The organism is Amycolatopsis alba DSM 44262 (genome assembly GCF_000384215.1).
GTDB lineage: Bacteria > Actinomycetota > Actinomycetes > Mycobacteriales > Pseudonocardiaceae > Amycolatopsis > Amycolatopsis alba.
The window spans coordinates 6,032,820-6,048,172 of sequence record NZ_KB913032.1 but is presented as its reverse complement, the minus strand read 5'-3'; the positions used below and the strand labels follow the sequence as shown (position 1 = coordinate 6,048,172).

Genomic DNA, 15,353 nt, shown 5'->3' with positions numbered 1-15,353 from the left:
TCTTCACCTTCCCGGCACGTTCTGCGAACCGCGCACGTTCGTCGGATTGCCCTTGGGCAGTGCGCAGCGCGCCGAGGTGTTCAACGGACGTGCCGACGTGTCGAGCCCGTCGCGGTAACCGGTGCCGTAGCCGGTGACGCACGGCGGCGGATCGAAGAACGTCAGCGACAGGCCGACGTGCGCGCCGTCCGGGCCCATGATCGCGTGACCCGCGGCGACCGCTTTCGGGGCGGTGACCAGCAGCTGCTCGATACCGTCCTGTCGCGTTTCCAGGACGTCCGCGGTGGTCAGCAGGTTCGCCAGCAGGACACCGAGACTCGGCCCGGTCTCCCGCAGGAGCGTGCTGACCTCGTTCGCGGCCGCCGGCACGGCCGGGATCAGCCGCCGCAGGTCCCCGTCGGAGCTTTTCAGCGTCGCCGCCAGCAGTTTCGCGTTGGCGCCGAACGAGCGGATCGCGTCCGCCTGGGAGACCTGGGTGTCGAGCACGGTCTGCGCGTCGGTCACGAACCTGGTCAGCGGGCCGACGTGCGCGCTCGCCTCCTTCACGAACTCGATCCCCCGCCCGACCAGCTGGTCCAGTGCCGGGCCCGCGTCCGACGTCGCGTTGTACAGCTCGTCGACCACGGTCCGCAGTGCGGGCTTCGGCACCGAGTTGGCGAAAGAGTCCACACTGGACAGGACGACGTCCACCGGGAGCGGGATCTTCGTGTCCGCCTCGGCGATCACCGAGCCGCCCTGCAGCCGGGCACCGTCGGCACGGCGCGGACGCAGGTCGACGTACTGCTCGCCGACGGCGGATCGGTTGGCCACAACGGCTTCGGTGTCCGCTGGTACTTCTGGGCCGCCCGGATCGATTTCGAGGTCGACCTCCATCCCGGAGGCGGTCAGCCGCAGTTCGCCGACGCGGCCGATCGGCACACCCCGGTAGGTGACCTCGGCGTTGCTGAAGATGCCGCCTCCGGTGGCGAGCCGCATTTTGACGGTGTACCCGCGGTCGAGCACCAGCTTGTCCAGCCCGGCGTACGTCGCGCCGACATACGCCGTGCCGAGGACCGCGATGACCACGAAGATCACCAGCTGGACGCGGACGAACTTGGTCAGCATCAGCGGCCACCACTGTTCTTGAAGGTCAGGAAGGTGTTCAGGTAGTCACCGCGGATGGCGTCGAGCGCGGCGTCGGGGAACGGGAAGGTGAAGATCATCTCCATCGCCTTCGGCAGTTTGTCCCCGGAGTCGGCCAGGCGCCGCAGCAACGGTTCGAGCGCTTTGAGATCGGCGACGAGGTCGTCCTTGCTGCGGTTCACCGTGTCGACCGCGACCGACGTGAGCCCGTCCAGCGATTTCAGCATTCCGACCAGCGCTTGACGCTGCTGGTTCAGCACCTCGATACCGGGGGTGAGCCCGTTCAGTGTCGCCTTGATCTCGTCGGTGTTCGCGTTCAGCGTCGCCGCGAGCTTGTTGACACTCTCGATGGCGCGGGTGATCTCCGCCTTGTGCTCGTCCAGTCCGCGGACGAAAGTGTCCAAATTGGACAGCAGGCTGCGGGCCGCGCTTTCCTTGCCGCCGAGCGCGTCGTTGAGTTCGCGGGTGATGTTCTGCACCTGCGCGACGCCTCCACCATTGAGCAGCAGGGAAAGCGCGCCGAAGACCTCTTCGATCTCCGGGGTCAGCGACGAACTGGCGATGGGGATCACCGCGCCGTCGGCCAGCCGCCCGCTCGGGGTGCCGTCGTCCGGCGGCGCGAGCTCGACGAACTTCTCGCCGAGGATGCTCGCCTGCCGCAACCGCGCGACGGCGTTGGCAGGCAGATTCACGTCCCCGTTGATCAGCAGGCCGACGATCGCGCTGCGGCCGTCCGGCGCCAGATCGACCGTCCGCACCTGGCCGACCGGGACGTCGTTGACCTTCACCCCGGACTGCGGCACGAGGTCCAGCACGTTGGTGAAACTCGCGGTGACCCGGATCGGATGCGGACCCAGCGCGGCACCGCCGGGCAACGGGATGTCGTAGACGTCGACACTGCTGCTGCAGCCCGTGGCCGCCAGCGTGACGACCAGGACGGCCGCGCACTTGAGCCGGGACTTCATTTCGCCCCCGAGAATTCGGTGATGTTCCCTCGGCCGTCCAGCGTCCCGGCGCCCTGGTTGTACGCGCCGAGGACGTTCGCCAGGGCGTTCGGCGCGGCGTCGAGCGCCTCGCTCAGCGACGCCTTCTGCTGACTGAGCGTCTTGGTGATCTCGGCGAGTTTGTCCACATCGGACTTGACCTTGCCCCGGTTGTCCTTGATGAAGCCCTGGACGACGCTGAGCGCCTCGGTGAGCTCGGTCATCGCGCCGGAGAACTGGTCCCGCTGATCGGCCAGGATCTTGCTGATCGAGGAGATCTGCTGGATCGCCTCTTTCACCTTGCCGTCGTTCGAGGCGAGCATCGCGGTGAACTTGCTGATGTTGTCGACCGAGTTGAACAGGTCGTCCTTGGAGTCGCTCGCCGTCCTGGCGAACTCGCCGAGGTTCTTGATCGCCTCGCCGAGTTTGCCGCCGTTGCCGTCGAGGTAGGTCGCGGCCTTGGTCAGGACGTCGCTGACCGCGCCGTCCCGGTTCGCGCCCTTCGGCCCCAGCGCGGTCATCAGCTGGTTGAGGCTGCCGAGGAGTTCGTCGACCTCCACTGGGGTCACGGTGCGCTCGGGCGGGATCCGGGCGTCGGCGCCCAGCTCCGGCCCGCCGAGGTACACCGGGGTGAGCTGCACGTACCGGTCGGCGACCAGGCTCGGCGTGATCACGACGGCGCCGACGTCGGCGGGCAGTTTCACGTCGGGCCGCACCGACATCGTCACCTCGACGTTCGTGGCCTTCGGCTCGACCTTGGTCACCGAACCGATCGGGACGCCGAGCACACGGACCTCGGTGTTCGGGTACACCCCGACGGTCGCGGTGAAGTACCCGGTCAGGACGCGGTCGGCCTGCCTGGTCACCAGGGGCCAGGCCGCCGTGACGAGCAGCCCCGCGACGACGGCGAGCGCGAGCCGCCGCATCCAGGCACGCCGCTTGGCGTGGGCTCCGAGATCGGACAGCGTGAAGTGGCGCCCCATCAGCGTCCCCCGTTCCTCGACGGCATGCAGCTGCCGGGTGTACTGCCGGTCGAGACGAGCCCGCAGATGTAGGTGTCGATCCAGCGGCCGTTGCCGACCGCGTTGCCGAGCAACCGGTAGAACGGCCCGGCCAGCCGCAGGCTCTCGCTGAGCTTGTCCTGATTGCGCTGCAGCACGGTGGCGACGCGGTCGAGCTGGTCGAGCGCCGGGCCGAGCGTCTTCTGGTTGTCCGCGACGAGTCCCTTGAGCTGCACCGACAGGTTCTTCACGCCGCTGAACAGCTTCGCGATGGCGTCCTTGCGCGCGTTCAGCTCCTTGAGCAGGGTGTTGCCGTCACGGATCAGCGCCTCGATCTGCTGAGACCGGTCGCCGAGCGTCTGGGACACCTTGTTGGTGTTCTGGAACAGCTTCACCAGTTCCTCGTCCCGCGAAGCGAGCGTCTTGGACAGCGCGGTGATGCCGTCGAAGGCGGTCCGGACGTCCTGAGGCGTGGAAGCACCGAGCGTTTCCGACAACGTGCCGAAAGCCTTCGCCAGCTGATCGGTGTCGATCGCGCCCACCGTGGTGGCGAGGTCGTTGAACACCGCGGTGACGTCGTAGGGGGAACTCGTGCGCTCCGCCGGGATCGGCTGGTCCGGATCCAGTTCGGCGTTGCCGACCGGGTCGATGACCAGGTTCTTCTGTCCCAGCAGGGTTTTGATCTTGATCGCGGCGGTGGTGCGGTTGCCGATCCAGGTGTCCTTGACCCGGAACAGGACCTTGACGCGGCCGCCGTCCAGCAGGACGTCGGAGACCTCGCCGACCTTCACCCCGGCGACCCGGACCTCGTCGTTGCGCTTCAGCCCGGCGGCTTCGGTGAACTCCGCCGCGTACGTGGTTCCGCCGCCGATCAGCGGGAGATCGTCGGAGAAGAACACCGCCGAACCGGCGACGGTCATCAGCACGGCCGTGATGGTGCCGACCACGATCGGGTTGCGACTGCGGAAGGGTTTGATCCTGGGCGCTTTCACCGGCACCGTCCCTGCGTCAGCGGGATACCGACCGGTGGGCCGCCGGGGGCGGGTGGCGCGTCCGATTTGACCGAGCACAGGTAGAAGTTGAACCACGAGCCGTACGAGACCATCGCGCCCATGCGGTCCAGCTTCTTCGGCAGGTTCGCCAGGAACTGCTCGAACACCGGCGTGTTGTCGGCGAGGTTCTTCGACAGGTCGCCGAGGGTGTCGATACTGGCCTTCAACGGCGCCCGGCCTTCCTGGAGCAGCCCCGCGGTGGACGTGGTCAGCTCGCCGAGCCCGCCGATCGCCTGCCCGATGGGCTCAGCGTCACCGGCCAGCCCGGAGACGAGTTGCGCGGTGACGTCGACGAGTTTGTCGAACTGATCGCCCTGGGAGTTCAGCGTGTCGAGCACCGTGTTGAGGTTCCCGACCACCTGGCCGATCACCTCGTCCTTGCCCGCCAGGGTGTTCGTGAGCGACGCGGTGTGCTCCAGCAGGCTGTCGATGGTGCTTCCCTCCCCCTGCAGCACCTGGACGATCTCGAACGACAGCTGGTTGACGTCATTCGGCGACAGCGCCTGGAACAGCGGTTTGAACCCGTTGAACAACGCGGTGAGATCCAGCGCCGGCTTCGTGCGCTCCGGCGGGATCAGCGCGCCCTCGTCCAGTGCCCCCGGCCCGTCCGGACCGGGGTCGATCGAGAGATAGCGCTGGCCGACGAGGTTGCGGTACCTGATGGTGACCGTGGCGCCCGCGGTGAGACGGCGCTTGTTCTCGATGGAGAACCGCACGTCGGCCAGCCGCCGTTCGACCACGCCGATGGACTCCACCTGGCCGATCCGGACACCGGACATCCGGACCTCGTCGCCGGGGTTGACCGACGTCGCGTCGGTGAATCTGGCGGTGTAGCCGACCGTCGTGCCGACCCCGGAGTTGGCGATGGTGATCGCCAGGATCCCGGTCGCCACCGCGGTGATCACGAAGAAGATCAGGCCCTTGATCGCCGGGCCCGCGACGCTCCTCATCGGACGGTCACCTCCGTTCCGCGCAGGGCCGGGCCCACGAGCACACTGCTCCAGTCCGGGACCTCGGCCGGTTTCATCCCGAGCGACGGCGCCAGCAGCTCGGCGACCAGCCCTCGCTCCCCCTTCGAATTGGCCGGGCCGAGGTCCCCATCGGCGGCGAACTCCACCGCCGCCGAAGCCTGACCCCCGCCGAAGCACCGCGGGCCGCCCTTCTGGTCGAACCGCGGGTCGTCCCGGCCCGGCACGTACTTGTCGCGCGGATCGTGGACGGACAGCGTCACGTGCAGGCCCGGCTCGCCGGTGCCCTTGCCCAAGGCCTTCTCCATCACCGGTTTGAGCCGGTTCACCGCGTCGAACAGGCACGGGAACTCGGGCGAATAACGGGAAAGCAGTTCGAGCGTCGGCCTGCTCTTCACGCTGACACCGATGATGTTGTCCTTGTTCTGCACCAGGAACTTGTTCAGATCGCCGCTCGCGGTGGTGACGCTGGTGTACAGCTTGTCGAGGTCGGCGCGGGTGTCCACAATGGTCTTCGCCGTGGTGGAGAGATCCGAGAGGGCCTTGAGGATGTCCGGCGCGGCGCCGGTGTAGAGGTCGGCCACGTCGGCGAGACCGCTGATGTCCGCCTTGAACTGCGGCATCAGCGGGTTCACCTGGCCGAGCAGGTCGTTGAGCTGGACAATGCTGTCCCCCAGGGATTTCCCGCGATTGTCCAGCGCGAGTGAGATCGCGCCGAGCGAACTGTTGAGCTTCTGCGGCTGCACGGCTCGCAGCAGGGGCAGCAGATCGCCGAGGACGCGTTCCAGTTCGATCGCGTTGGCCGACCGGTCCTGGCCGATGACGTCGCCGTCCTGAAGCGAGCCACCGGCAGGCCGGTCCGGCAGCACGAGATTGACGTAGCGCTCGCCGAACACCGTCTTCGGCAAGAGCCGCGCCGAGATGTTCCTCGGCAGCTGGTCGATCTTCGCCGGATCGATGGCGAGGTCGATCTCGGCGCCGTCCGCGCTGCCCCGGACCGCCCTGACCTCGCCGAACGGGACACCGCGGACCTTGACCTCAGCGGGCGGGGCCAGCTGGTTGCCGACCCGGTCGGTCTTGAGCGTGACCAGTTCCGCGCGGTCGAAGTCCTTGTTGAAGATGGCGACCGCGACCCAGCCGAGCAGCACCAGGATGACGAGGAAGACCACCCCGGCGGCCTGCGTCCGTGCCCGCGCGCTCATCCGGAGACCTTCACCGTCGTGGTGGCGCCCCAGATGGCCAGGCTGAGGAACAGGTCGAGCACGCTGATCAGCACGATCGACGTCCGCACGGCGCGGCCGACCGCCACCCCGACACCCGCCGGGCCGCCCGCGGCGCGATAGCCGTAGAAGCAGTGCGTGAGGATGACGCCGACGCTGAACACGAGCACCTTGCCGAACGACCACAGCACGTCCTCCGGCGGCAAGAACAGGGAGAAGTAGTGGTCGTAGGTTCCGCCGGACTGCCCGAAGAAGACGACCGTGGTCACCCGCGAACCGAGGTACGAGATCAGCAGGCCGATCACGTAGAGCGGGATGATCGCGATGAACCCGGCCACGATCCGCGTGGTGACGAGGTACGGCATGCTGCGCACCGCCATCACTTCGAGCGCGTCGATCTCCTCGGAGATCCGCATGGCGCCCAGCTGCGCGGTGAATCCGGCGCCGACCGTCGCGGACAACGCGAGCCCCGCCGAAAGCGGCGCGATCTCGCGGGTGTTGAAGTACGCGGTGAGGAAGCCTGTCATCGCGGAGATGTTGATCTGGTTCAGCGCGCTGAACCCCTGCAATCCCACGGTGATCCCGGTGAACACGCACAGGCCGACCATCACGCCGACGGTGCCGCCGATCACCGCGAGCGCGCCGCTGCCGAAGGTCACCTCGGCGAGCAGGCGCACCACTTCGCGGAAGTAGCGGGTGACGGCCATCGGGATCGCCGCGAGCGCGCGGACGTAGAACAGCAACTGGTCGCCCAGTTCGAAAAGACTGTTGCCGGGGCGTTTGAACGCCTCGCGGGCCCGTTCGGGGACGCTGGTCACGGGATCAGGTTCCCTTCGCGGGGACGAGCTGAAGGTACAGCGCGGTCAGGACCGTGTTGACGAAGAACAGGAGCAGGAACGTGATCACCACCGACTGGTTGACGACGTCACCGACGCCTTTGGGACCGCCTCTGGGGTTCAGCCCGCGGTAGGCCGCGACGACACCGGCGAGGAAACCGAAGATGAACGCCTTGATCGAGCTGACGACGAGGTCGGGCAGCTGGGCCAGCGCGTTGAAGCTCGCGAGGTACGCGCCCGGTGTCCCGCCCTGCACGATGACGTTGAAGAAGTAGCCGCCGAGCACGCCGACCACGCTGACCAAACCGTTGAGCAGCACGGAAACCCCGATGGCCGCCTGGACACGCGGGACGATCAGCCGGTGGATCGGCGAGACGCCGAGCACCTCCATCGCGTCGATCTCCTCGCGGATGGAGCGGGCGCCGAGGTCCGCGCAGATCGCCGAACCGCCCGCGCCCGCGATGATCAGCGTCGTCACGATCGGGCTGGCCTGCTGCACGACGGCCAGGACGCTCGCGGCGCCGTTGAACTGCTGCGCGCCGATCTGGCTCGTGAGCGAGCCGAGTTGCAGCGAGATGACCGCGCCGAACGGGATCGACACGAGGATCGCCGGGGTGATCGACACACTGGCGATGAACCAGAACTGCTGGATGAACTCGCGGATCTGCACCGGGCGGCGGAACATCGCGAGGATGACGTCAAGCCCCATGGCGCACATGCGGCCGAATTCGCGCAACCCCGCGGCGGCCTTTTCCGGCGCGCGGGCGAGCAGGGCGACGGGATTGGTCATCGTCAGGCTCCGCATCCGTTGGGGGGCGGGCCCGAACCGACGCACCGCAGCTTGAGGTTGGTGACCAGGGTGTTGCCGGGGCCGGAAACCAGGCCGGTGAGCAACGGGCTCAGGTCCTCACGCACCCCGCATCCGGTGAAGCCCGGTGTCGAGAAGGTGCTGGTGGCCTTGACCGACGGGGCCGGGAAACCGAGCGGCATCAACGCTTTGATGTTCACCGCGACCGACTGCGCGGTCCGGCAGTTCGGGCCGACGTCGAGGACCTTGCCGTCCACTTTGACGTTCGACAGCTTGATGAACACCTTGTTGGTGACATCGGAATCACCGCACAGGTTGGTGCCGACGGCCTTGCAGTTGGTCGTGGCGCCGGTCTTCACTTCGACCGTCCCGGTGGCGTCGCCGTCCGGGATCAGCTCGACCGTGCCGGTGGCGGGCATGAACCGGAAGGACACGAAGTAGCTCTCCGTCGACGGGATGACGAGCTTGCCGGTGATCGGCACCTTGCCGGACAGGCCGAGGAGCGAGCCGTCGAACCGGCCCTGCGGGAACGTGATGTCGGAACCGAGTTTGGCGACGTGGCTCGTCGTGGCCTGTTTCTCGTCGCCGACGTAGAAACCGAACGGCAGCCCCGCCGCGGCGGCCGCCACCGGCTCGGGCCGGGCCTGCTGCACGGGGGCGGGTTCGGCGGAGGCGGAAGCCAGGGAAAGCGCCCCCAGCCCCAGCACCGCCGGGAGCAGGAAGGCGCGCGGAACGCGCCCGGTCAGCACTGACATTCGGGCTTCCTCACTTCGACTTCTCCGGCCGAACGGCCAACTCGTGCAGACGCTACTGGCGGATGTTGTGCCACACAAGTAATGCGTGGCAGGGGGTTCCGGAAACGGGAAAGGTTGTAATGGGGGTAACTGTTTTGGCGTGGAAGTCGTGAGTGGTAATGACGGTTCTGACCGTCATTACCACTCACGAGACTCGACCTACTTCTTGGTGAGGTTGATCTCCAGGCTGTTCCCGTCACCCGAAGCCATCGCGCTGATCAACGGCGTCAGCAGGCCACAGCCACGGAATTGCGGCAGCTTGTACTCGGCGGTCAGCTTGCCGCCCTTCAGCGGGTTGAAGCCGTGCGCCGAAACCAGCGGGATGTCCGCGGGCCGGTCCGTCTTGCAGGTCGAGCTCGCCAGGATCGGGAAGCCGAACAGCCGGACGGTGAGCAGCTTGACGTCGGCCTTCGTGTCGGCCTTCACCGCGCCGGCGTTGACGGTGCCCGTCACGTCGCCGACCTGGTTGATCTTCACCGTCGCCGAGGCCGGGAAGAACCCGAGGAAGCGGAACTGCACGTTCGACGGCGGCAGCGACAGCTGACCGGTGAACTTGCCCGACTGCGCGTTCAGCTTCGCGGTGAACTCACCGGGGCCGAGCGGGAGCTTCGCGTTCAGCCCGGCGATGGTGGTCTTGCCCTTGACGCCGTAGGTGATCTGCGTGTCGCCCGGCGGCTGCGTCGTGGTGGTGGTCGGCGCGGTGGTCGGGCTCGTCGTCGGCGTCGGCTCCGTGGTGGGCGTCGGCTGCGTGGTCGGAGTCGGCTCGGTCGTGGGAGTCGGCTGGGTCGTGGGAGTCGGCTGGGTCGTGGGAGTCGGCTGGGTCGTCGGAGTGGGCTCGGTGGTCGGTGTCGGCTCCGTCGTCGGGGTCGGCTGGGTGGTCGGAGTCGGAGTGGGCTCCGTGGTCGGCGTCGGCTCCGTCGTGGGAGTCGGCTGGGTGGTGGGGGTCGGCTCGGTCGTCGGTGTGGGCTCTGTGGTGGGCGTCGGCTGCGTGGTCGGCGTCGGCTCCGTGGTGGGAGTGGGTTCCGTCGTCGGGGTCGGCTGCGTCGTCGGCGTCGGTTCCGTGGTCGGCGTCGGCTGCGTGGTCGGCGTCGGCTCGGTCGTCGGCGTCGGCTGTGTGGTGGGCGTCGTCGGGGCGGTCGGTGTCGTCGTGCCACCACCGGCGGGTTTGATCTCGAACGTCCCCAGCTGCTGGTTCTGGCCCGGCTGGACGACGCAGTCCGAGGTGAACGTGCCGAGGTCGGTCGGCTGACCCTGCGCGTTCTTCGGGGTCATGGTGGTGCTGAAGTTCCCGACCGTCACCGAAGCGGTGCCGGGGCTGGGGAACGTGACCGCGGGCGCCTTGCCGCTCGTCTTGACGTGGAACTCGCCCGACTCCGGCACCGGCGTGACCGGGATGGCCAGCGGCAGACCGAGGTTCAGCGTCTTGTCGACCGGATACTTCAGCACCGCGGCGGCCTTCGCGCTGCCTTCGACGGTGGTGGCGCCGACGAGCGTCAGTCCCGAGGTCGCGTCCGCCGGGACGGTGACGTCGACGCCGAACGTGATCGGGGTCGACGTCTTCCCGGCGACGGCGTCGTCCGGCAGGACGGTGTCGATCTTCACGACCAGCGTCTGGTCGCCGATCAGCGGGAACGGGCAGGTGTACTTCAGGGTCAGCGACGCGGGCGCCGCTTCGCTCAAGCCGGCGCCGACGACGCCCAGAGTGGCCGCGACGGCGGCCACCGTGCCGGCGGCCAAGGCTTGCACGGATCTTTTCGACTTCAGTGGGAACTTCACAACGGTCACTCCCGTGGAATCGGGGAAATTGCGTGACACAGCCGAAACGGCGTGGACACGGAAGCGGTAAATTACCTGTGCCCTCGCGCACCGGCAAGGACACCGAATCCGTTTGTCATCCAGGTGGGATCAGGTGACCGATTAACTGGCATCGGCACCCCGCGTGAAATCGCTTTTGTCACTCACGTCAGCGGCGACGGGCGCGCAATTGTCACGCGTGTCCGGAGTCCGTTCACGTTCATTGCGGCCGTACCGAAAGTCCCGCTACGTTCGGCGAATGGAGCAGGCTGCCATCGAGGTGACCGGCCTCGCCAAGCACTACGGTGAAGTGACGGCTCTCGCCGACGTCAGCCTTCGTGTCGGCCGCGGCACCGTGCTCGCGGTGCTCGGCCACAACGGCGCGGGAAAGACGACACTGATCGACATCCTCAGCACCCGCGTCAAACCGAGCGGCGGCAGCGCCAAGGTCTGCGGTTTCGACGTCGTCCGCGCCGGGCAGCACGTCCGGCGGAGGATCGGGGTCACCGGCCAGTTCGCGGCGGTCGACGACGCGCTCTCCGGCCGAGGCAACCTCGAACTCGTCGCCCGGCTGCTGGGCGCGAACCGGCACCAAGCACGGACACGCGCGGCCGAACTGCTCGCCATGTTCGGCCTCGACGACGCCTCGGACAGGCCCGCGAGCACGTACTCCGGCGGGATGCGGCGGCGGCTCGATCTCGCCGCCGGGCTCGTCGGCTCGCCCGCCGTCCTCTTCCTCGACGAACCGACCACCGGCCTCGACCCGGTCAGCCGCGCCGGCCTCTGGGACGGCGTCGAACGGCTCGCCGCACGCGGCACCACCGTCGTGCTCACCACGCAGTACCTCGAGGAGGCGGACAGACTGGCGGATCACGTCATCGTGCTGGGACTGGGGCACGTCACGGTTTCCGGGCGGCCGTCGGAACTGAAGGCCCGGCTCGGGGAACGCACCGCGACCCTGACCTTCGGCACCGGCCTCGCCGCCCGCCGGGCGCTGGCGGCGCTGCACAGACTCGGCATGAGCTGCACGCCGTCGGCCTCCGGCCTGGTGATCGGCGTCGCGCTGTCCGGGCCAGCCGACATCACCGTGCTGGTCCGCGCCCTCGACGCGGCGGGCGCGCCGATGAAGGACCTGACCGTCGCCGAGCCGACGCTCGACGACGTCTACCTTTCCCTGCACCGGAATCCGGCGGTCCGGTCATGACCGAGGCACGGCACCGCGCTCCGGTCACCCCGATGCCGTCCGAGCAGGCGCCCTGGCCGCCGAGCACCTTCACCACCCAGGTCCGGGTGCTCGCCGCCCGGTCGCTGAAGACCGCGTTCGGCGACCGGCGGCTGGTCTTTTTCGGGCTGCTGCAACCGATCGTGCTGCTCCTGCTGTTCAGCCAGGTCTTCAACGGGGTCAGCACGCTGCCCGGTGTCGCGGCCTACCAGGGGTACGTGAACTTCCTCGTCCCGGCGACACTGGTGAACATCGCGATGACCACCGCGATGAGTTCGGGTGCCGGCCTGCTCGCGGAGATCTACAGTGGATTCACCGGACGGCTGCGGTGCATGCCCATCAGCCTTTCGGCCGTCCTGGTGGCCCGCACCATCTCCGACTCCGCCCGGCTCGGCGTGCAACTGCTGGTGACGGCGCTCGCCAGCGTGGTCCTGCTCGGTTTCCGGCCGACCGGCGGCGTTTTCGGTGTCACCGCGGCACTTCTGCTCACACTCGTCGTCGGGTGGTGCCTGAGCTGGATCTTCGTCGCCATCACGACTTGGCTGCGGAAGGCCGAAACCCTGCAGATGGCATCCTTCGTGGTCATGTTCCCGCTGATGTTCTCCTCCAGCGCGTACATGCCGCTCGAGACGATGCCTGCCTGGCTGCGGGTGGTTTCCGCGCTCAACCCGCTGACCTACGCGATCGACGCGACGAGGGCACTCGCGCTGGGGCGGCCGTCGGGGTGGTCGATCCCGGTGTCGCTCGCGATCGCGGCCGTGGCCGCCTTGGCGGGCGGGTGGATCGCTGCCCGGACCTTCCGGTCACCACGGGAATCGGCTCCGCGCTGACTCCTGGTCCCTCGATATCGTGGTCACCGACCAGAACCGAACGAGGACAGGAGCGGGGATGACCGACGATGTGGCCTGCCAGGTGATCAAGGCCGAGCGGGACCGGATCCGCTGTCTCCTCGACGTGGATCGCGACACCTACGACCGCTTGCACGCCCCGGAGTACCGGTTGTGCAACCCGACCGGCACCGTGTGGACGAAGGACGAATACCTGGATCTCCTCACCACCGGGCGGGTCGCCTACCGGGAGCTGGGGCTGATCGGCGACGTGGACACCATCGTCGGCACCGACGTCGTCGTCCTCCGCTACCGGTGCGTCATCGAACTCACCGTCGACGGCGCGGACATCCCGAAGCACGAGGCCTGGCACACCGACGTCTACACCGATACCGGCGGCACGTGGCGTTGTGCCTGGTCGCAAGCCACCGGCATCATGGACCTTCCGCCTGCCGCGCCCTGACCTGGCAGGACCTAGCGCGGCAAGGACTCCAGGTGGTCCACCGCGGCCACCACTCCCCCGGCCGCCGCGAACGAAGCCCGCACCCGCGCGGCAGCCGCGACGTAGGCGGGCTCGGTCAGCACCTCGGTGACCGTGGCCCGGATGTCCGGCGCCTTCACCCGGTCGAAGCGCAGCCGCAGTCCCGCGCCTGCCGCCTCGACCTGCTGGGCCAGCATCGACTGATCGTCCCGGATCGGCGCGATCACCAGCGGCAGCCCGGACGCGAGGGTCTCGCTGACGGTGTTGTGCCCGCCGTGACAGATCACCGCCGCCGCCTTGCGCACCACGTCCGCCTGCGGGATCCGTCTGGCCGTCAGCACTGTTTCGCTGAGCAGTTCGCCGGTGGGGTCGACGACCAGCCCCTGGACCTCGGGCATCCCGGCGAGCGCGTCGACGCATTCGGACAGGAAGCGGCGGCCGAGGGCGGCGTTGGCGGTGCCGAGGGTGGCGAGGACGAGCGGGCGGCCGTCGAGCCGGTCCCACGAGAAACCCACCGGGGGCGCGGGAGCCAGCGCCGGGCCGACGAACCGGACAGCGCCGTCGTCGGCGATCGGACCGGTCAGGGACACGGTGGTGAAGGCCAGGACGAGGTCCGGGGAGAACCGCAGGTCGCCGCAGGACACCTTGTGCCGTGTACGGAGATCTCCCTGCAGCTTGTCCACCCAGGCGGCGATCTTCGGCATGGCCGCCAGCGGATCGCCGAGTTCGGTGGACGTCGACGCGGACGTCACCCAGGGCAGGGCGCGGCGGCTCGCCACCAGGGCTCCCGCGAAGGCCTGCTGATCGGCGATGACGACGTCGGGACGGAACGCGGCCACCGCCTTCTCGACCCCGTGGACCATCCCGTCCGCGAGCGGGACCAGGTACTGCTCCCACAGGAACTTCAGCGCCGCGAACCCGCGCAGCCCCTCGGGACGCCGCTCGACGGCGAACTCCAGCGCGTCCCCGGCCGGGTACACCCGGCCCGCCCGCGTCAGCTCGGACGTCGTGGGTTCCGGGCCGCACCACGCGACGTCGTGACCTCGCCCCACCAGTTCGGCGGCGACCGCGCGCAACGGTGCCACATGTCCGGTGAGCGGTGGGACGACCAGCAGGAAGCGGCTCATCCGCGCGGCCTCCCGTGCCGGGAGATCCAGCTCAGCAGCAGCTCCCGTACCTCGCGGTGCTGCTCGACGAGCACCGAATGCCCCTGGCCTTCGAACACGTGCAACTCGCCTCGGGGCAACAAGGACGTCAGCGCGTCGAGGTCGTCGGCCTGATAGCCGTGACTGCCCAAAATGGACAGTACGGGGCAGTCGATCCCCGCCACCTGGTCCAGGGTCAGCAACGGCCCGAGCGGGACCTCCTCGGCCATCGACGTGGCCATGATCCGTTCGGCCGCCATTCGCGCGAGCCGCCGGTGGTGGGCGCTGTAATTGGCCTCGATCCACTCGAAGCTTTCCTCGACCTTCAAGAACCGCACGGTGTGCTCGAGGATCTGCGCCATCTTGTCCGCCCACAGTTCCGTCGCGGGCTCCGACTCGATGCACACGATGCTACGCACCCGTTCCGGTTTCGCCACGGCGTAGCTGTAGGCGAGGGTGCCGCCGAAACTGTTGCCCACCAGGTGGACCGGCCGGTCGAGGTCGAGCTGGGCCAGCAGGTCGTCGAGGTCGGCGACGAAATCCGCGATCGTGTAACCACGTTCGGGACGTTCGGTCTTGCCGTGCCCGCGCAGGTCGTAGCTGATCACGTCCACCCCGGCGGCGGCGACCGGCGGGGCCAGCGTGAGGTAGAAACTCGCCAGGCTGTCGGTGCCCATGCCGTGCAGGAACACCACGGTCTCCGTGCCCCCGCCGGGCACGAGCTGCACGTTCGTGCGCAGCCCGTTGACGGTCATCGTCGGCACCGCTTCAGCCCCGTTCGCAGAGGCGGGCGGCCACGTAGTCCGCGATGTCGCCGACCCGGAGTTCGATCACGTCGTCGAGATCCTTCTCCGCCAGGAACTCCGCGAGGTTGACGTCCGCGCCGAAGAACTCGGCGAGGATGCTCGCGAAGGTCACCAGGTCGATGCTTTCCAGCTGGAGATCCTCGTGGAAGGTGGTCCGCGGGGTGATCTCGATGCCGAGGACGTCGACATCCCCGACCAGTTCCCTCAGCAACTCCGCCACGGTGCCGAAAACCGACGCCGGGCTGTGCTGTTCGGACGCCGGACTGTGCTGTTCGATCGTCATGTTCTGCTCCT

The 15,353-nt window shown here is 68.4% G+C and carries 16 protein-coding genes; 3 read left to right on the top strand and 13 right to left on the bottom strand.

What is annotated here, in order from left to right:
* Nucleotides 1–3 precede the first annotated feature (3 nt).
* From AMYAL_RS0128420 to AMYAL_RS0128375, 10 genes are all read right to left on the bottom strand, one after another.
* The gene (locus tag AMYAL_RS0128420) at nt 4–1,104 is read right to left on the bottom strand and encodes an MCE family protein (protein WP_020634668.1); all 1,101 of its coding nucleotides are present in this window, start codon (nt 1,102–1,104) and stop codon (nt 4–6) included.
* Entirely contained in the window at nt 1,104–2,087 is a 984-nt protein-coding gene (locus AMYAL_RS0128415; RefSeq protein ID WP_020634667.1) for an MCE family protein, read from the bottom strand. The genes AMYAL_RS0128420 and AMYAL_RS0128415 overlap by 1 nt, the downstream gene beginning before the upstream one ends.
* Entirely contained in the window at nt 2,084–3,088 is a 1,005-nt protein-coding gene (locus AMYAL_RS0128410) for an MCE family protein (RefSeq protein ID WP_020634666.1), read from the bottom strand. Before AMYAL_RS0128410 ends, AMYAL_RS0128415 begins: the two co-directional genes overlap by 4 nt.
* Nucleotides 3,088–4,098 carry an MCE family protein gene (locus AMYAL_RS0128405; RefSeq protein WP_245193099.1) on the bottom strand — a complete coding sequence of 337 codons (1,011 nt, stop codon included), beginning with the start codon at nt 4,096–4,098 and terminating at the stop codon, nt 3,088–3,090. Before AMYAL_RS0128405 ends, AMYAL_RS0128410 begins: the two co-directional genes overlap by 1 nt.
* On the bottom strand, nt 4,095–5,108 hold the full coding sequence (locus AMYAL_RS0128400; protein ID WP_020634664.1) for an MCE family protein: 1,014 nt from the start codon (nt 5,106–5,108) through the stop codon (nt 4,095–4,097). The genes AMYAL_RS0128405 and AMYAL_RS0128400 overlap by 4 nt, the downstream gene beginning before the upstream one ends.
* Nucleotides 5,105–6,328: an MCE family protein gene (locus tag AMYAL_RS0128395; RefSeq protein WP_020634663.1), complete on the bottom strand. Its 1,224-nt coding sequence runs from the start codon at nt 6,326–6,328 to the stop codon at nt 5,105–5,107. Before AMYAL_RS0128395 ends, AMYAL_RS0128400 begins: the two co-directional genes overlap by 4 nt.
* Complete coding sequence (locus AMYAL_RS0128390; protein WP_005167235.1) at nt 6,325–7,164, bottom strand: MlaE family ABC transporter permease; 840 nt, start codon at nt 7,162–7,164, stop codon at nt 6,325–6,327. The genes AMYAL_RS0128395 and AMYAL_RS0128390 overlap by 4 nt, the downstream gene beginning before the upstream one ends.
* A 4-nt stretch (nt 7,165–7,168) precedes the next feature.
* Nucleotides 7,169–7,972, bottom strand: coding sequence for an MlaE family ABC transporter permease (locus tag AMYAL_RS0128385; protein ID WP_039794205.1), 804 nt, complete (start codon nt 7,970–7,972; stop codon nt 7,169–7,171).
* A gap of 2 nt (nt 7,973–7,974) precedes the next feature.
* Complete coding sequence (locus AMYAL_RS0128380; RefSeq protein ID WP_020634661.1) at nt 7,975–8,745, bottom strand: hypothetical protein; 771 nt, start codon at nt 8,743–8,745, stop codon at nt 7,975–7,977.
* A gap of 198 nt (nt 8,746–8,943) precedes the next feature.
* Nucleotides 8,944–10,560: a DUF6801 domain-containing protein gene (locus tag AMYAL_RS0128375; RefSeq protein WP_026467528.1), complete on the bottom strand. Its 1,617-nt coding sequence runs from the start codon at nt 10,558–10,560 to the stop codon at nt 8,944–8,946.
* A 277-nt stretch (nt 10,561–10,837) separates the two neighbouring features.
* Between AMYAL_RS0128375 and AMYAL_RS0128370 the strand changes: the two genes are divergently transcribed.
* The 3 genes from AMYAL_RS0128370 to AMYAL_RS0128360 are packed head-to-tail and all read left to right on the top strand — an operon-like array spanning nt 10,838 to nt 13,090.
* Nucleotides 10,838–11,782, top strand: a complete 945-nt coding sequence (locus tag AMYAL_RS0128370; RefSeq protein WP_020634660.1) for an ATP-binding cassette domain-containing protein — start codon at nt 10,838–10,840, stop codon at nt 11,780–11,782.
* A complete protein-coding gene (locus AMYAL_RS0128365) occupies nt 11,779–12,630 on the top strand; it encodes an ABC transporter permease (RefSeq protein WP_020634659.1) in 852 nt (283 codons plus the stop codon). Before AMYAL_RS0128370 ends, AMYAL_RS0128365 begins: the two co-directional genes overlap by 4 nt.
* 58 nt (nt 12,631–12,688) lie before the next feature.
* Nucleotides 12,689–13,090, top strand: coding sequence for a nuclear transport factor 2 family protein (locus tag AMYAL_RS0128360; RefSeq protein WP_020634658.1), 402 nt, complete (start codon nt 12,689–12,691; stop codon nt 13,088–13,090).
* A gap of 11 nt (nt 13,091–13,101) precedes the next feature.
* Here the strand turns inward: AMYAL_RS0128360 and AMYAL_RS0128355 are convergent, their stop codons facing one another.
* The 3 genes from AMYAL_RS0128355 to AMYAL_RS0128345 are packed head-to-tail and all read right to left on the bottom strand — an operon-like array spanning nt 13,102 to nt 15,342.
* Nucleotides 13,102–14,235, bottom strand: coding sequence for a glycosyltransferase (locus AMYAL_RS0128355; protein WP_020634657.1), 1,134 nt, complete (start codon nt 14,233–14,235; stop codon nt 13,102–13,104).
* Nucleotides 14,232–15,017, bottom strand: a complete 786-nt coding sequence (locus tag AMYAL_RS0128350) for an alpha/beta fold hydrolase (RefSeq protein ID WP_020634656.1) — start codon at nt 15,015–15,017, stop codon at nt 14,232–14,234. The genes AMYAL_RS0128355 and AMYAL_RS0128350 overlap by 4 nt, the downstream gene beginning before the upstream one ends.
* Nucleotides 15,018–15,021: 4 nt before the next feature.
* Nucleotides 15,022–15,342, bottom strand: coding sequence for an acyl carrier protein (locus tag AMYAL_RS0128345; protein WP_020634655.1), 321 nt, complete (start codon nt 15,340–15,342; stop codon nt 15,022–15,024).
* Between the last annotated feature and the right edge of the window lie 11 nt (nt 15,343–15,353).